The following is a 16,589-nucleotide window of genomic DNA, read 5'->3' as shown; positions in this document are numbered from 1 at the left end:
TGCAAGAACCATAAATGATTCTCTATTTATTTTTGACTGAAGGTCTAGTGGTTTTTTCAAATCTCTCGATTCTATTACTCTTTATTCTTTTGTCTTAAGATCTCTCTTAAAACGGCTGTCAATTCAATATGTCTAGGAACGTGTCTTATCTTGTTTTTCACTCGTAGCAACACTTAACGTGTCGCTCGAAGCGGGTGCAAAAGTACAACTTCTCTTTTTATCTGGCAAGAAAAATTTGAAGTTTTTTAGGAAAATAAATCTTTCTTTTTCTTCTCTTCTCTTATCAGCTTATCAAGGAACGTTGGGCGTTTAGCGGGGTGCAAAAGTAACTATCACTTTTAAATCTCACAAGCTTTTTTGAAACTTTTTTTGAAAATAAATTTTCTGCCTTGTTTCGTTTGCTTGCCAGTATTTGAAAGAACGTCTGCGTTGTTGCGGGTGCAAAAGTAGACTCTTTAAACCGTTATTCAATACTTTTTAACCGCTTTTCTTTGCTTTATTAGCGATTTATTTTTAACACATTGGAAATGTTTAAGTTGAAAGAAATATATTTTTGCTCTATCAACTACCGTTTGATGTAAATGGTAAAATAAATGAAATAGTTTGAGATTTACTATTCAATACAACGGTATTTTTAAACATATAGGTCATAGAAGTTGGATCATATATTTCTCGCAGGTCTTGTTTTCAGTTTCTTTTAACCATATAAGACATAGAAGGACATAGAAGTTAGATTAGACATATTACTTTGCTACTTCTTGGAGATCTTATGTGATAATATTGAAAACAACTATACAATCTATGGGCTATCGCTACGCTTTTCTTTTAAACCTATAAGACATAAAAGAACATATTAGTTATATTGAAGATCTTATGACAAAATTTTTAAGCCTTTATGAAACTCGTTTGAAGAATTACTACATAAGCTACAGAAAGACATATAAGCTAAACAGAGAAAGCGACTCCTTATATATAGGAGTCAAAATTATTCTCTATTATACATTGTAATTAAAACCAATGCACCTCTAGCCCTGATAGCAGCGAAAATCCTACTGAGCCGGGTTTCGGCGAGGTAGATTGAAGCGGATAGCAGGAAATAGCTCCATATAACTGTAGTTACTAGAATGCAAAATCATGTTTTAAATTGGCTATACTATATTAGGTAGAAAAATTGGGTAAGTTATTTCTTCTTTACCTGCTCAGCTTTGGATTCCCAAAATTCATTTAGTTTATCTATATCAACAGGATTTGCGGGGGTTTGATTTACTAATCTTCCTGATTCAAAGGCTCTTTGTAATATTGTTTCTATCAAAAAATCTTCATTTACTGTATATGGAGCATATTCCGATTTTAAATTAATATCAAACATACTCGCAGCAGTATTGGACCAAAAAGCTTTCCATCCGCTTTTTAGCGTTTTAACCAATTCATAAGTGGTGGTTCCGGTTTGACGATGAATCAATTTTACTAAAATTCTACCTTGACTTCGGGAAAGCTTCTTTAGTTTGGCTTCAAACTCATTATTAAGGTAATCTTCGACAATTTTAAAATACTTTTTCTTTTCTTTATTTGTAGATAAGCGATCCATACCTCTATTGAGATTGGTCAATCTTTCGGATGCGAGTTTTGCATAAGGGTATGTTTTATAAACCCTGTTTTGAAGAATTAAAAATTGTTTTTTGGCATCGGGATCTAGTTTCTCTTTTGAAACCACAATTTCCTCCAACTGTATCGTGTCATTTACTACATCATCTGATTCTTTTAATTCGTACCCCATTGGCGTAGGAGCTGGAGGAATCTCCTGAGCTTTGGCAAAAAACGATAGTAATAAAAAGAATATAGTATAGGTAGTTAACTTCATGAGGCATAATTTAATTGTAAAATTATACATTATATGTACAACTGTAATGCCAAATTTATAAATTAGCAAAAAATATTTTTATGAGCACAAAATCGATATTAAAAAAATCCTCTATCACTTTTTTAGAGCAATACTTAAACAACGCCTCTCCTACTGGGTTTGAAGCCGAAGGGCAAAAAATTTGGATGGATTATTTAAAACCATACGTTGATACTTTTATAACCGATACTTACGGAACGGCCGTAGGAATCATCAACCCTGACGCTCCTTATAAAGTAGTGATTGAAGGTCATGCAGATGAAATTTCTTGGTATGTAAACTACATTACTGATGATGGATTGATATACGTGATTAGAAATGGAGGTTCGGATCACCAAATTGCCCCTTCTAAGCGTGTGAACATTCACACCAAAAAAGGAATTGTAAAAGGAGTTTTTGGTTGGCCTGCCATTCATACCAGAAATAGAGACAAAGAAGAAAACCCAAAAATCAGCAATATTTTCATCGACTTAGGTTGTGAAACCAAAGAAGAAGTAGAAAAAATGGGCGTTCATGTGGGTTGTGTAATTACTTATCCTGACGAATTCATTATTTTAAACGAAAACAAGTTTGTTTGTCGTGCGATTGATAATCGTATGGGTGGATTTATGATTGCCGAAGTAGCCCGTTTATTACATGAAAACAAAGTAAAACTTCCTTTTGGATTGTACATCACTAACTCCGTTCAAGAAGAAGTAGGTTTGCGTGGTGCTGAAATGATCACTAAAACTATCAAACCAAATGTAGCAATAGTTACTGATGTATGTCATGACTCTACAACTCCTATGATTGACAAGAAAATCGAAGGAGATACTAAAATAGGAAAAGGACCAGTTGTAACTTATGCTCCAGCAGTTCAAAATAATCTAAGAGAACTGATCCTAGACACTGCCGAGGAAAAGAAAATTCCTTTTCAACGTCTTGCTTCTTCTCGCGTTACTGGAACTGATACAGACGCATTTGCCTACAGTAATGGTGGTGTAGCATCGGCTTTGATTTCACTTCCGTTGCGTTACATGCATACTACAGTTGAAATGGTGCACCGTGATGATGTTGAAAACGTGATTAAATTAATCTATGAAACATTATTAAAATTAGAGAATAACGAAACTTTCTCTTACTTCAAATAGGATTAGGAGCTATTCCTGCTATCTGCTTTATTCCCGATAGGAAAAACTACGGCCAAAAAGCCTTATTTTTCTCTATCGGGAGATATCGCTTCTATCAGGGCTAAAAATCACCAAAATATGAAGTATATCTGCTTAATGTTAATTGTATTTTTTGGGACTTTTTTATGGTCTGTTATCAATCCAAAAGAAGTTTTCACTTGTTTTCTTGAAATTATCCCTGCTATCATTGGTATTTTGGTTTTAGCTTTTACTTTTAATAAATTTAGATTTACCAATTTTACCTACTTCCTCATTCTTATTCATTGCATTATATTATTCATAGGTGGTCATTATACGTATGCCGAAGTTCCCTTTTTCGATTATATTAAAGACGCATTTCATCAAAGTAGAAACAATTATGATAAAGTGGGTCACTTTGCACAAGGTTTAGTACCAGCAATGATTATAAGAGAATTATTTATTCGTAAAAACGTAATCAGCAATAAAAGCTTTTTTAATTTTATTATTGTTTCCATCTGTTTAGTCATTAGTGCTGCTTACGAATGGATTGAATGGTTTGTTTCTATCGCTTCGGGAGATGAAGGTGATATTTGGGACACCCAATCTGACATGTTATTTGCTACTATTGGTGCAATAACTGGTTTAATACTGTTTTCAAAGATTCAGGATAAACAGCTTCAAAAAATTTAGTCTACATATAAACCTTTCTAGGTTTAATAAACTTAAATTCCACAATGCTTTTTTAGCTTTACATACTATTATAACAACAAAATCCGGATATCTCTATCCGGATTTTATTATTTATAACCTTATTCTATTTTATTTCCAACCTCCACCAAGTGCTTTATACACTTGCACAAAAGCATTCAGTTGGTCTTTTTTGGTTTCTACCAATTCCAGTTTAGCATCAAGTGCATCCCGTTGGGTCATCAAAACTTCAAAATAATCAGCTCTAGCCGATTTAAATAAATCATTGGCTACACTAATAGAAGTATTCAAAGCAGTTACTTGCTGTTGTTTAAGCGCATAACTTTTTTCTAAATTACCAATATTTGCTAATTGATTCGAAACTTCTAAATAGGCATTCAAAATCGTACGATCATAATTATACAAAGCTTGCAATTGGCGTGCATTGGCATTAGCAAACTCGGCTTTAATAGCATTTCTATTAATTAAAGGTGCAGCTATGTCACCCACTAAATTGTACAATAAAGATTCTGGAAATTTAACCAAATAGGAAGTTTTAAAAGCTTGCAGCCCAAAAGCCGCTGAAATATCAAGTGAGGGATAAAACTCAGCCCGCGCTACTTTTACATCTAGTTTAGCAGCAGTCAAATCTAATTCGGCTTGTTTTACATCCGGTCTATTAATTAATAATTGAGATGGTATACCGGACTGAATTGTTGCTGGTATTAGATTTAAAAAACTAGCACTGTCTCTGGTGATTTTTTCAGGATAACGTCCCAGCAAAAAGTTGATCGTGTTTTCAGTTTCTACAATTTTTTGGTTTATTTGAAACTCCATACTTTTAGAAGCCAAAACTTCAGCTTGAAATTTTTGAACGGCTAATTCTGTTGCTCTTGCTGCTTCTTTTTGCACTTTTACAATTTCAAGCGCATTCTGTTGCAATTGGATGTTTTGTTTTACAATTTCCAATTGGCTATCCAAAGCCAATAACTCATAATAGGAGTCAGCAACTTCAGAAATAAGATTTGTAATTACAAAATTCTTTCCTTCAATAGTAGATAAATATCTAGTCACAGCAGCTTTCTTAGAATTATGCAATTTTTTCCAAATATCAACTTCCCAATTGGCATAGGCTCCAACATTAAAATCAGTCAATGGATCTGGAAACTCTTTACCTGGCGCAATTTCAGTACTAGCATCACCAGCGCCTTGGCTGGTATATCTTCCTACTTTTTCTACTCCAGTTCCTGCTCTTAGTCCAACAGATGGCAATAATGCCCCTTTTCGAACACGGATATCATTCTTTGCCATTTCAATTTCTTGCAAAGTAATCATCAACTCCTGATTGTTTTTTAGTGCAATATCAATTAAATTGACAAGATTAGGATCTTTAAAATAGTTATTCCAACTCAGATTTGAACTATTAACTGTGTCCTTGCTAATTCCAAAACTTTCTGGAATCATTTTGTTTTCAGACATTGTTACAGCAGACGGAGCTTTACAGCTTACAACAGCAAGACAAATGCTTAAAACTATACTAAATTGTTGTAATTTGATTTTATACATGGTTGTCAATTTCTTCAGTTAATGGATTATTATTTTGTATTTTAATCATTTTAATTTTGGCAGCAATGCTACCAAAAATAAAATACAATCCGGGAATAATTAAAACACCACAAACGGTTCCTAGAAGCATTCCTCCCGCAGCTGCAGTACCGATAGTACGGTTACCAATTTTCCCTGGACCTTCGGCAAACACAAGTGGAATTAATCCTGCTATAAATGCAAATGATGTCATTAAAATTGGTCGGAACCTCACTTTTGCACCTTCCATCGCCGCTTCAAATACTGTGGCGCCAGCTTCATGCTTCTGGACTGCAAACTCAACAATTAAAACTGCATTTTTACCTAGCAAACCTATAAGCATTACAAAGGCTACCTGAGCGTATATATTATTATCTAGCCCCATAATTGAAAGTAGTAAATAGGAACCAAAAATACCCGCTGGAAGTGATAGAATTACGGCAAATGGTAAAACAAAACTTTCATATTGTGCAGCCAAAACAAAGTAAACAAATAACAAAGAAATTAGAAAAATAATAATGGCTTCGTTACCACGACCTACTTCATCCTTAGAAATACCTGCCCAGTCAATACCATAACCTCTAGGTAAGTCTTTTGCAGCGACTTCTTGAATTGCTTTAATTGCTTCACCACTACTATACCCAGGCGCGGCTTGTCCACTAATCTCAGAAGAGTTAAACATATTATGACGTGTAATCTCCGATAGTCCATAAACCTTTTCCATGTGCATGAATGCCGAAAATGGCACCATTTCATCACGATCGTTTTTTACATACAACTTTAAAACATCTTCTGGTAGCGCTCTATATTCAGGTGACGATTGAACAATTACCTTATATTGTCTATCATACTTGATGAAACTAATTTCATAATTACTTCCAATCAATGTGGAAAGTGTGTTCATAGCATTATCTATAGTAACCCCTTTTTGTTGTGCCAGATCATTATCAATTCGCAACATATATTGAGGGAAACTTGCACTATAGAAACTAAAAGTCGAAGTTAATTCAGGACGCTTATTCAATTCTTTTACAAAATCGTTATTGACTGTTTCCATCTTTTTGTAATCCCCAGAACCAGCTATATCAAGTAATCTTAATTCAAATCCTCCAGCTGCGCCATAACCTGGAACTGCAGGTGGCTGAAAAAACTCAAGAGAAGCTCCAGTAATTGTTTTTGATTTCTCTTCTAGTTCTTTCATTATCTCAACTGCAGAATGTTTCCTATCTGACCAATTTTTTAAATTTACTAGACAGGTACCTGAATTTGCTCCAGTACCTTCGGTAAGTATTTCAAAACCAGCCAAAGCAGATACAGATTGCACCCCGTCAATTTTTTCAGCAATTTTTTGAAGTTGTAAAGCGATATCATTCGTTCTCTCTAATGTAGAACCAGGAGGCGTTTGAATAATTGCATAAATTGTTCCTTGATCTTCGGTTGGGATAAATCCAGATGGAAGACTATTGTTCATAAAAAAGATCCCAATACAAAAAGCAATCAAAATTCCAAAAGTCACTAATCTTCGACTAACAATTTTCCCTAGTAAGGCGCTGTATTTTCCATTAAGACGGTTGAATTTAGAATTAAAACCATCTAAAAAATTATTAATTGGGGTCTTCTTTCTAGCTACACCATGGTTGTTTTTTAACATCATTGCACATAGAGCCGGTGTTAATGTCAATGCTACTACACCGGAAAGAATAATTCCTGATGCCATTGTTATTGAAAATTGTCTGTAGAATACTCCTACTGGACCAGTCATAAAAGCAACGGGTATAAATACTGCAGCCATCAAAAATGTAATAGCTATAATAGCACCACTAATTTCATGCATCGCTTTTTTAGTAGCTTCAATCGGTGGTAAATGCTCCTCTTCCATCTTGGCATGTACCGCCTCGATTACAACAATTGCATCATCAACAACAACTCCAATGGCTAAAACCAAAGCGAATAAAGTTACTAAGTTTATAGAAATTCCGAAAAATTGCATAAAAACAAAAGTTCCAATAAGCGAAACAGGTACTGCAATTGCTGGAATTATAGTCGAACGCCAGTCACCGAGAAACAAAAACACTACCAATCCAACTAAAACGAAAGCTTCAAGTAAAGTATGAATTACTTTTTCAATAGAAGCATCTAGGAATTTAGAAGCATCATAACTAATTTCATAATCAACTCCTTTTGGAAATGAAGTTTTCTTTATTTCTTCCAGTTTTGCTTTAACATCTTTAATAACTTGAGAAGCATTACTACCATAAGATTGTTTAATTGTTATTGCAGAGGAAGGTCTTCCATTTAAATTTGAATAAATATCATACATCGAACTTCCAAATTCTATTTTTGCAATATCTTTCAAACGAAGTATGGCACCATCAGAATTAGATTTGATGATTATATTCCCATATTCTTCAGCAGTAGTAAATCGACCAGGATATTTTAAAACATATTCAAATGTCTGAGAGCGTTTTCCTGAACTTTCTCCTGTTTTACCAGGTGCCGCTTCTAAACTTTGTTGCGATAAAGCATTCATAACTTCATCTGTAGAAACCTTAAATGCTAGCATTCTATCAGGTTTCAACCAGATACGCATAGCATAATCACGGTTTCCAATAATATCAGCATCACCTACTCCATCTACTTTTTTAATTTCAGATAATAAATTAATATCCGTATAATTAAATAAGAATTTTTGATCCATTGTTGGATCTGTACTAAACACGTTTATGTACATTAAATTATTTGATTCTTCTCTCGTAATTTTCACTCCTTCCCTAATTACTAAGGGTGGTAACTTATTTACAATAGTAGAAACTCTATTTTGAATATTTATTGCCGCTTGATTAGGATCTGTTCCTAACTTAAATACTACTTGAATTGATGCTTCACCATCATTACCTGCATCTGAAGTAATATATTTTATACCAGGAGCACCATTTAAAGCTCTCTCAATTGGAATTATGACAGATTTAACCAATAATTCATTATTTGCTCCTGGATAATCTGCAGTAACATTTACTTTTGGTGGAGATATTGATGGCAATTGTGTAACTGGTAAAGTCGTCATAGCCAAAACACCTATCAAAACAATCATCAGCGATATAACTATCGACAATACTGGTCTTTCAATAAATTTATTAAACATTTTTTATTTTTTTTAGTTAAGACTAGTTAGCTTTATACCTCAGGTGATTCAATACATCCTCTGGCTTTTGATAATCAACTTTTATTTTGTCATTATCTTTTACTTTCTGAACACCTTCTAACAAAATTCTATCATTAGCATTAATACCACTTTTAACTATATAGATATCTGGCATTTCACCAATAATTGTAATTTCTCTTACTTTCACAACATTGTTTTTATCCACTACAAAAACATATTTTTTATCTTGAATTTCATAAGTTGTTTTTTGAGGAATTACCATGGCATTTTTTATAGGATTTGTCATAATAACACTCCCTGTTTCTCCATTTCTTAATAATTTATCTGGATTTGGAAAACGAGCTCTAAAAGCAATATTGCCTGTTTCACTATCAAATTCACCTTCTACAAGTTCTACAACTCCTTTATCTTTAAACATTTCATTATTAGCCAAAAGCAAGTCTACTTTTTTATCTCCACGATCCTTAACATCCATTTGATAATTCAGATATTCAGGTTCTGATAAATTAAAATAAGCGTAAACCGCACTATTGTCTGAAAGCGAGGTCAACAAATCTCCTTCTTCAATCAGACTCCCTAACTTTTTTGGAATTCTATCAATCGTTCCTGAAAACGGAGCTTTAATTATAGTGTACGATAAATGCAAATTTGCAGAAGCTACTTCAGCTTTGGCTCCTTGAAGCTTAGTTAAAGCCATAGCTAATTCATTCTTAGATACAATATTTTTATCTGCTAAAACTTTAGTGTTTTGTAAATCAATTTCGGCGGCCTTAACTTCAGCTTGCGACTTTAACAAATCAGCTTCTTGAAATTTAGACATAATACGAAACATAATTTGGCCTGCTTTCACATACTGCCCTTCATCAACATAAATATTTTGAAGATATCCTTTTTCTTGAGATCTAATTTCGATATTTTTAACCGACTTAATTTGAGAGACATATTGTTTTGTAAATGAAGTATCCAATACCATAGGATTTGTTACCGCATATTTTACAACCTCTTCTTTTTCTTCCTTTTTTGAGTTACAACTTACAAGGAACAACGTGGCCATTAAGCCCGTAATCATGACAATTTTTTTCATGGTGTGAAAATGGAAATTTAGCAATTGATGTTTTGGAATACATAGATTCCTTTTGAAAGTAAAAAACCATCAGTTGCCTGAAAGTGACAAAATTGCCTTTCAGGAAGAATGAGCTGTATTATTAAATTTACAAGTACCGCTTAGTCTAACAACTAATGTGTACTGATTATCAAATCCTTAATACGCTTTGAGTAATATAAATAGGTGTAGATTGGCCGCTAATGGGCTTAGTAAAATAAAATCTATTGTAAGGAAAAGAAGTGATAAAAGAATTATCATTTGAAAAATACCACTTAGCAAAAAGAGTTTGTTTAAATTTAACTATTTTAGTATCCCCTGCATTTTTATAATCGTCATTACTAGAGTATTCCTCATTTAAATCAAAATCTTTATTTACAATTGTTTGGGATGAATGTCCTCTTTTAGAATGTAAAAATTTATTGTGTAATTTATAAGTACTATTAAAATTTGAAATGGGAGCGCTAGCAGTTGTATGCGTAGTAGCATGCATTTTATTCCCTCCTATAAGAAGCGAGGTGAAGAGATATGTTATAAATAGTAATGCTCTCATTTAGGAGCAAATTTATAAAAAAAACCGAATGTTAAAATAACTAGTATGTTAAAAAAAAGCCAATCTATCAAATCGTTAAATATTGAGTAAATCACACTTTTTTAAGATAACTATTACGATATAGTTTTCGAAAAATGGAAAATACTAATTATTTTTCAACATAAACAGACAAGGTAATTTACAATTTACTCGACAAAAAAATGTATTTCAACACTATAAGAATGATTTATTTCATTAATTTTATAATAAAAAATGCTAAAATGCAATCAAAAGCTAAAACAGTAGATGAATATATAACTGAACTTTCTGACGAAAGGAAAGAAGTAATAAACATGCTTAGAGAGACGATCGTAAAAAATATCCCAAGTGGTTTTGTAGAAGAAATGAATTATGGTATGATTGGGTATGTAGTTCCACATTCCTTATATCCAGATGGATATCATTGTAATCCTAAACTTCCGTTGCCTTTTATCAATATTGCCTCACAAAAAAATTTCATCGCAATATATCATATGGGAATTTATACTAATCCATCTCTTTTAAAGTGGTTTGTTGATGAATTCCCAAACTACAGTTCTTTAAAACTTGATATGGGGAAAAGTTGTATTCGATTCAAAAAAATAAAAAATATACCTTATGATTTAATTGCTCAGCTCGTTCAGAAAATGACAGTTAAAGAATGGATAAAGTGTTTTGAATCTCAAATAAAAAAGTAGTAACCTTTAAAATTTTAATTATGAAAATCATCAAACGAATTCTATTTGCAATTTTAGGAATTATTGTTTTGGCATTAATAGCAGCTTTGATTATGCCTAAAGAGTATGCTGTTGAAAGAGAAATTATAATCAATCAACAAAAAGATAGTGTATTTAATTATATCAAACATTTGAAAAACCAAGATAATTTTAGTGTTTGGTCTAAAACAGACCCAAATATGAAAAAGACTTTTTCTGGAGTAGATGGAACAGTAGGCGCTATTGCTGCATGGGAAAGTGATGATAAGAACGTAGGTTTTGGTGAGCAAGAGATTAAAAAAATAACACCAGGAGAACGTATTGATTTTGAACTGCGCTTTAAGAAACCTTTTGAGTCAACAGATAACGCTTATTTTACTACAGAATCTATTTCGGCATCAGAAACTAAGGTAAAATGGGGATTTAATGGTAAAATGCCCTACCCAATGAATCTCATGCTACCTGTAATGAACATGGATGAAATGCTTGGAAAAGATTTAGAAAAAGGACTAAACGATCTTAAAATAATTTTAGAAAAATAATTGAATTGAAAACTCCCCTTAAATTAGGGGGAGTTTTCAATTCAATTACTCTTATTTATAGATATTCTTTATGTCTTTCTCAAAAAGAGTAAAGGGATCATTATAAAATTTAATAAAATCAGGAACACTTATTTGTCCTGGAAAAGGTGCGTAATAATGTGTTGGACTCTGAATGTCATTTCTCCAAACTAGAACATAACACAATTCCATCTTTTCTGATTTTAAAATAGGGAGTAAAGTCTCAGTCCACCAAGTTGGATTTGGTATTGATTCCAAACCCGTTTCTGTCAATGCAGCCAATTTATTGTTTTTTATACCATAATCAGAAACAATTTTAAGTTTCTTTACTGCAGTTTCAATATCATAATGACCGTCTCTTCCATAATCTCCATAATTATCCATTCCTACCATGTCTACGTACTCATTACCCGGAAAACGCTCTAAATACTCTGCTTTCGTATTGAATTTATTATCTGGTGAAAAAGCATAAATAAAATTATGCACTCCAAGAGAATCTCTCAAATAAGAAACAGTGAACTGCCAAACGGCAATAAAATCTTCACGGGATGTATACGGTTTTCCCCACCAAAACCAATCTCCGTCAAATTCATGATAAGGTCTAAAAATAATAGGAGCCAAACTCCCATCTTTCCCTTTTACCGAATGAGCAAAATCAGCTATTGTATTTAAAATTTGTTTGTATTCTTCGTGTTTTGATCCTCCTGGTTTAATTAAAGACATGGATGCAACAGAAACCCCATCTTTCCAATAGAAACCTCCTTCAGAAGCTGGGTTAGAAAAATGCCAAGCTGCAGTCGTCACTCCTCCTCGATTGTAAGTGTCTACAACATTTTTTATTAGAGCTTGTTTTGTGAGTTCAATATCTACTGCTGATTTTCCAGATAAACCATTAAAGTCAACTCCAACCATTGCAGGAAAAGAACCTGTAACTGATTTTACATCGGAACGATTGACATCACCAGACCAACCATGTCCATATTCCGTATCGTGCTGATGTGCAAAAAGGATACTTCGTTTAGAAATATCCTTTAGGTTTTTGTATAATGCTTTGGTCTCTATTGTTGCATTTTTGTCAATTTGTCCAAAAACAAAATTTCCTGTCAATGCCAATAATACCGTACATATGATTTTATAAAATGCTATTTTATTCATAATTAAAAAATTTATTTCAATTATGAAAATTAAGCTTATACCGCTAAATAAGCTGATACGTTTTTGTCAATTCGTTCATCAATATTGTCAATATCCGCTTTTACGAATTTTTCTCCAAGAATATTTTCATATAATTCAATATATCTTTCCGATACTGATTCAATATACGCTTCAGTCATTTCTGGAATTTGTTGCCCTTCTAGTCCCTGAAATCCATTTTCAATTAACCAACGACGTACAAACTCTTTAGATAATTGTTTTTGCTCTTCCCCTTTATCTTGTCTTTCTTGATATCCTTCTGAATAAAAATAACGAGAAGAATCTGGTGTATGAATTTCATCAATTAAAACAATCACTCCTTCTTTCGTTTTTCCAAATTCATATTTGGTATCTACTAATATTAATCCGCGACTTGCTGCAATCTCTGTCCCTCTTTGAAATAAAGCTCTAGTATATTTTTCTAAAACTAAATAGTCTTCTTCAGTAACAATACCTTTTGACAAAATTTCTTCACGAGAAATATCGGCATCATGTTCTCCATTATCCGCTTTTGTAGTTGGGGTAATAATTGGCTCTGGGAATTTATCATTCTCTTTTAAACCTTCTGGCATTTTTACACCACAAATTTCTCTTTTTCCTAAAGCATATTCACGAGCAGCATGACCGGATACATAACCACGAATCACCATTTCAACTTTAAAAGGTTCACATAAATGACCTACTGCTACATTGGGATCGGGAGTTGCAATCAACCAATTAGGAACTATATCTTGAGTCAATTCCATGAATTTAGTAGCAATTTGATTCAAAATTTGTCCTTTATAAGGAATCCCTTTTGGTAAAACTACATCAAAAGCCGAAAGCCTATCAGTAGCCACCATAACCAAAAGCTCGTCATTGATATTGTAAACTTCTCTTACTTTACCGCGATAAACTGATTTTTGGTTTGGGAAATTAAAATTAGTGGTTGTAATTGTATTGCTCATTATTGTTGTGTGTGTTGTGTTTTTTAATAAATGCAAATTTAGGATTATTTTAGACAGAAATGCAAAGAATCCGTTGCTGTAAATTACAAAAAAACAGATCTCACAAAAAAATTTAAAACAATGTATATTTACTGTAATTCTATTTACTTTGTACTGATTTTACCTAATATTTTATTTGCTAAATAGTTTGCTACCCCATCTTCATGGTTTGTATTAATTACTTCTAAATGAGATAATTTATTTTTCAAACTATCAGGCGCATTACCCATTAGTAGCCCTTTAGCAGTAGACTCTAACATTTTTTCATCATTGTATCCGTCACCAAAAGATATAGTTTCATGAAATTCTAACTTTTCAATTTCCAAAATTTTTGCAATAGCGACACTTTTATCAACAGATTTGTCCATAAATTCAAGACAAAGTGGCAAACTGAAAGCGTGACTAAAAAGATCCGAATGGTCAACCAAAATTTGATCTCGCAATTCCATCAATTTAGAATGCCTTTCATGCGTGAAAAATATTTTAATAGCACTAAAATCTTCAATAGTATTAAAATCTACCAATTCCGGTAAATAATTTAATTTAGTTTGAAAACTATTCAGCTTTTCATTATGTTTATTTGTTTGCCAAACATTTTCCTTAAATAAAACAGTCGTAATTTCTGAATCAATTTTTAAAGATAATATGGATTTTATAGACTCACTATCGATGTCGATAGAAAATAGAAGTTCCTTTTTAGGAGAATGGATTCTTGCTCCATTGGAAGTAACTAAGTAAACTGGAAATCCCAACGTTTCAACTATAGGCAGCGCATCTAGATGATGACGACCTGTTGCTACAATTATTAAATAATTTTGATTGTATAATTCCCTAAAAACTGTTTTAGTATATTCTGATATTTTATGATCTTGATTCAGTAATGTTCCATCTAAGTCACTGATTACTACTTTTATATTATTATCTATTTTCATTATCCTAATTGATCTATTTATGGCACAAATTTATTCTAATTCAAACAAAATACAAAACAAAACAATAGGGCACCTGATGAAAATAACATCAAATTAACCTATTTAACATAAAGTAAGAAGTTTAAATAATAATCATTATTTAAAAACTGACTGCCTAATAATTCTACCAAATAATCGATATCCAATATTTGATCGAAGTATACTCAGGAAATTAGCATCGAAACCAATGGTATGTCTTTTAAAGTTATTTGATGGGTTTTCGGCAATTTTTAATATTTCTTTTATAATCTGAGGTTTTAAATCTTTGTTTTTCTTGGTCTTATTTTCTAAAATTTTTCCAATTTTATTCATTAAATAATTATAAGAAGGTAAGGAAGAGCAATCTGATTTGGTCACATTTTTTTGAAAATTAGAAGGAGTATTTCCAAATTGTACTGTAGCAACACTTACATTAAAATCAATTAATTCATAAGCCATACATTCTGAAAAACTTTCTACCGCATGTTTGGTAGAATGATAAAAACTACCCAAAGGTAAATTTACTAAACCTGCTATTGAAGTAATATTTATAAAATGCCCTTTTTTCTGGACTCTAAATAAAGGAATAAAAGACCTGCACACCTTTACAACTCCCAAATAATTCACATCAACAATATGATTAATCATTGAATCTTCAGATAACTCCACAAAACTCCTATACCCTACTCCTGCATTATTAATTACTACATCAATAGTCTTATATTCATCAATAATTTTTTCATACGCATTCTCAATACTGGAGCTACAAGTAACATCCAATAAAAAACAATTTATATTTTTTATATCTTGAAGCTCTTTTCCTTGTTCTAAGCAAATCATTGTTGCAATAACATTCCAACCATTTTCAGCAAAATGCAACGCAATTTCTTTACCTATACCACCTGAAGCACCAGTTATGACAACATTTTTCAATTCTATTTTCTTTAATTATTATACATTCTTTATTAAATATAAGATCAAAAAATTGATACTCTATTTAATAAATACGACCCCTATTTGGGGTCGTAAAAGTCTGTTATATGCCTTTTTATGGCAAATTTTTAATCTATATTCTCAGTATACTTATAAGCATCAATTACCTTTTTCACTAACCTATGTCTCACAATATCTTTATCATCAAGATATATAATTCCAATTCCTTCAATATCTTTTAATACTAATAATGCTTCTTTGAGCCCCGAAATAGTTCTTCTAGGCAAATCAACTTGTCCTGGATCACCAGTCACCATGAATTTTGCACTTTTCCCCATACGGGTTAAGAACATTTTCATTTGTGAATGCGTTGTGTTTTGAGCTTCATCCAAAATTACAAAAGCATTATCCAGTGTTCTACCACGCATAAAAGCCAATGGTGCAATTTGAATAATTCCCTTCAAGATATAGTCTTCCAGTTTTTCATTGGGCAACATATCTCTTAAAGCATCATAAAGTGGTTGCATATACGGATCTAATTTTTCTTTCATGTCTCCTGGTAAAAAACCAAGATTTTCACCAGCTTCTACAGCGGGACGGGTTAGAATTATTCGCTTAACTTGTTTCTCTTTCAATGCTTTTACTGCCATCGCAACTCCCGTATAGGTTTTCCCAGTTCCAGCAGGACCTACAGCAAAAACCATATCGTTAGTATTAATGGTATCCACTAAAAGCTGTTGATTGGGAGTCATCGCTTTAATGATTTTACCTCCTACTCCATGAACTAGGATTTTATCATTAATAGCCATTTTTCGGTCATCTTGTGCATCACCCAAAATAACACGTTCTATAACATTGTTATCAATATTATTATAGCGGGTAAAATGCAACATTAAGCGTTGAAACCGTTTTTCGAACTCGTCTAAAATTTCTTTTTCTCCAAAAGCTTTCAAGGTGGTTCCTCGAGCTACGATTTTAAGTTTTGGATAATATTTTTTAATCATTTCAAGATGAGAGTCTTGAGCGCCCCAAAACTCTTTTGGTGCGATGTCTATGAGCTCGATTATTCTTTCGTTCAAAAGTTGTAGTTTTATATTAAAATTAATCAATCAA

General features: G+C 32.4%; 14 protein-coding genes. 4 read left to right on the top strand and 10 right to left on the bottom strand.

Features of this window, described 5'->3' with window-relative positions; translation table 11 throughout:
* Positions 1-1,180: 1,180 nt before the first annotated feature.
* A complete protein-coding gene (locus AB3G39_RS09420) occupies positions 1,181-1,861 on the bottom strand; it encodes a DUF4294 domain-containing protein (protein ID WP_367770271.1) in 681 nt (226 codons plus the stop codon).
* An 80-nt stretch (positions 1,862-1,941) separates the two neighbouring features.
* Here AB3G39_RS09420 and AB3G39_RS09415 point away from each other — a divergent pair, with 80 nt between their 5' ends.
* Positions 1,942-3,030, top strand: coding sequence for a M42 family metallopeptidase (locus tag AB3G39_RS09415; RefSeq protein ID WP_367770274.1), 1,089 nt, complete (start codon positions 1,942-1,944; stop codon positions 3,028-3,030).
* Positions 3,031-3,147: 117 nt separating this feature from the next.
* Positions 3,148-3,720, top strand: a complete 573-nt coding sequence (locus tag AB3G39_RS09410) for a DUF2238 domain-containing protein (protein ID WP_369765028.1) — start codon at positions 3,148-3,150, stop codon at positions 3,718-3,720.
* Between the two features lie 129 nt (positions 3,721-3,849).
* Here AB3G39_RS09410 and AB3G39_RS09405 read toward each other — a convergent pair whose 3' ends face one another.
* From AB3G39_RS09405 to AB3G39_RS09390, 4 genes are all read right to left on the bottom strand, one after another.
* Entirely contained in the window at positions 3,850-5,283 is a 1,434-nt protein-coding gene (locus tag AB3G39_RS09405; protein ID WP_367770281.1) for a TolC family protein, read from the bottom strand.
* Positions 5,276-8,443, bottom strand: a complete 3,168-nt coding sequence (locus tag AB3G39_RS09400) for an efflux RND transporter permease subunit (protein ID WP_367770284.1) — start codon at positions 8,441-8,443, stop codon at positions 5,276-5,278. The genes AB3G39_RS09405 and AB3G39_RS09400 overlap by 8 nt, the downstream gene beginning before the upstream one ends.
* Positions 8,444-8,465: 22 nt before the next feature.
* On the bottom strand, positions 8,466-9,548 hold the full coding sequence (locus AB3G39_RS09395; RefSeq protein WP_367770287.1) for an efflux RND transporter periplasmic adaptor subunit: 1,083 nt from the start codon (positions 9,546-9,548) through the stop codon (positions 8,466-8,468).
* A 169-nt stretch (positions 9,549-9,717) separates the two neighbouring features.
* On the bottom strand, positions 9,718-10,119 hold the full coding sequence (locus tag AB3G39_RS09390; RefSeq protein ID WP_367770290.1) for a hypothetical protein: 402 nt from the start codon (positions 10,117-10,119) through the stop codon (positions 9,718-9,720).
* Between the two features lie 260 nt (positions 10,120-10,379).
* On the opposite strand from AB3G39_RS09390, the gene AB3G39_RS09385 reads away from it, so the two are divergent.
* On the top strand, positions 10,380-10,835 hold the full coding sequence (locus tag AB3G39_RS09385; protein WP_367753434.1) for a DUF1801 domain-containing protein: 456 nt from the start codon (positions 10,380-10,382) through the stop codon (positions 10,833-10,835).
* A 20-nt stretch (positions 10,836-10,855) separates the two neighbouring features.
* Positions 10,856-11,395 (top strand): SRPBCC family protein, encoded by a 540-nt coding sequence (locus tag AB3G39_RS09380; protein WP_369753906.1) that lies wholly within the window; start codon positions 10,856-10,858, stop codon positions 11,393-11,395.
* Between the two features lie 51 nt (positions 11,396-11,446).
* On the opposite strand, the gene AB3G39_RS09375 is transcribed toward AB3G39_RS09380, so the two are convergent.
* From AB3G39_RS09375 to AB3G39_RS09355, 5 genes are all read right to left on the bottom strand, one after another.
* Entirely contained in the window at positions 11,447-12,568 is a 1,122-nt protein-coding gene (locus AB3G39_RS09375) for a glycoside hydrolase family 26 protein (protein WP_369753907.1), read from the bottom strand.
* Positions 12,569-12,603: 35 nt separating this feature from the next.
* A complete protein-coding gene (locus AB3G39_RS09370) occupies positions 12,604-13,554 on the bottom strand; it encodes a phosphoribosylaminoimidazolesuccinocarboxamide synthase (protein WP_367770302.1) in 951 nt (316 codons plus the stop codon).
* Positions 13,555-13,697: 143 nt separating this feature from the next.
* On the bottom strand, positions 13,698-14,525 hold the full coding sequence (locus tag AB3G39_RS09365; RefSeq protein ID WP_369753908.1) for a Cof-type HAD-IIB family hydrolase: 828 nt from the start codon (positions 14,523-14,525) through the stop codon (positions 13,698-13,700).
* Between the two features lie 135 nt (positions 14,526-14,660).
* Positions 14,661-15,476, bottom strand: a complete 816-nt coding sequence (locus tag AB3G39_RS09360; RefSeq protein ID WP_367770306.1) for an SDR family NAD(P)-dependent oxidoreductase — start codon at positions 15,474-15,476, stop codon at positions 14,661-14,663.
* 128 nt (positions 15,477-15,604) lie between these two features.
* On the bottom strand, positions 15,605-16,555 hold the full coding sequence (locus tag AB3G39_RS09355) for a PhoH family protein (protein WP_367770309.1): 951 nt from the start codon (positions 16,553-16,555) through the stop codon (positions 15,605-15,607).
* Positions 16,556-16,589: the final 34 nt, after the last annotated feature.

This window comes from Flavobacterium sp. WC2416, assembly GCF_041200095.1.
Lineage (GTDB): Bacteria > Bacteroidota > Bacteroidia > Flavobacteriales > Flavobacteriaceae > Flavobacterium.
The sequence above is the reverse complement of the archived record's forward strand: the minus strand, read 5'-3'. Positions and strand labels throughout refer to the sequence as shown.

Coding starts and splice junctions, on each gene's coding strand:
- AB3G39_RS09420 (WP_367770271.1), bottom strand. CDS start 1,861: ATGAAGTTAACTACCTATACTATATTCTTTTTATTACTATCGTTTTTT.
- AB3G39_RS09415 (WP_367770274.1), top strand. CDS start 1,942: ATGAGCACAAAATCGATATTAAAAAAATCCTCTATCACTTTTTTAGAG.
- AB3G39_RS09410 (WP_369765028.1), top strand. CDS start 3,148: ATGAAGTATATCTGCTTAATGTTAATTGTATTTTTTGGGACTTTTTTA.
- AB3G39_RS09405 (WP_367770281.1), bottom strand. CDS start 5,283: ATGTATAAAATCAAATTACAACAATTTAGTATAGTTTTAAGCATTTGT.
- AB3G39_RS09400 (WP_367770284.1), bottom strand. CDS start 8,443: ATGTTTAATAAATTTATTGAAAGACCAGTATTGTCGATAGTTATATCG.
- AB3G39_RS09395 (WP_367770287.1), bottom strand. CDS start 9,548: ATGAAAAAAATTGTCATGATTACGGGCTTAATGGCCACGTTGTTCCTT.
- AB3G39_RS09390 (WP_367770290.1), bottom strand. CDS start 10,119: ATGAGAGCATTACTATTTATAACATATCTCTTCACCTCGCTTCTTATA.
- AB3G39_RS09385 (WP_367753434.1), top strand. CDS start 10,380: ATGCAATCAAAAGCTAAAACAGTAGATGAATATATAACTGAACTTTCT.
- AB3G39_RS09380 (WP_369753906.1), top strand. CDS start 10,856: ATGAAAATCATCAAACGAATTCTATTTGCAATTTTAGGAATTATTGTT.
- AB3G39_RS09375 (WP_369753907.1), bottom strand. CDS start 12,568: ATGAATAAAATAGCATTTTATAAAATCATATGTACGGTATTATTGGCA.
- AB3G39_RS09370 (WP_367770302.1), bottom strand. CDS start 13,554: ATGAGCAATACAATTACAACCACTAATTTTAATTTCCCAAACCAAAAA.
- AB3G39_RS09365 (WP_369753908.1), bottom strand. CDS start 14,525: ATGAAAATAGATAATAATATAAAAGTAGTAATCAGTGACTTAGATGGA.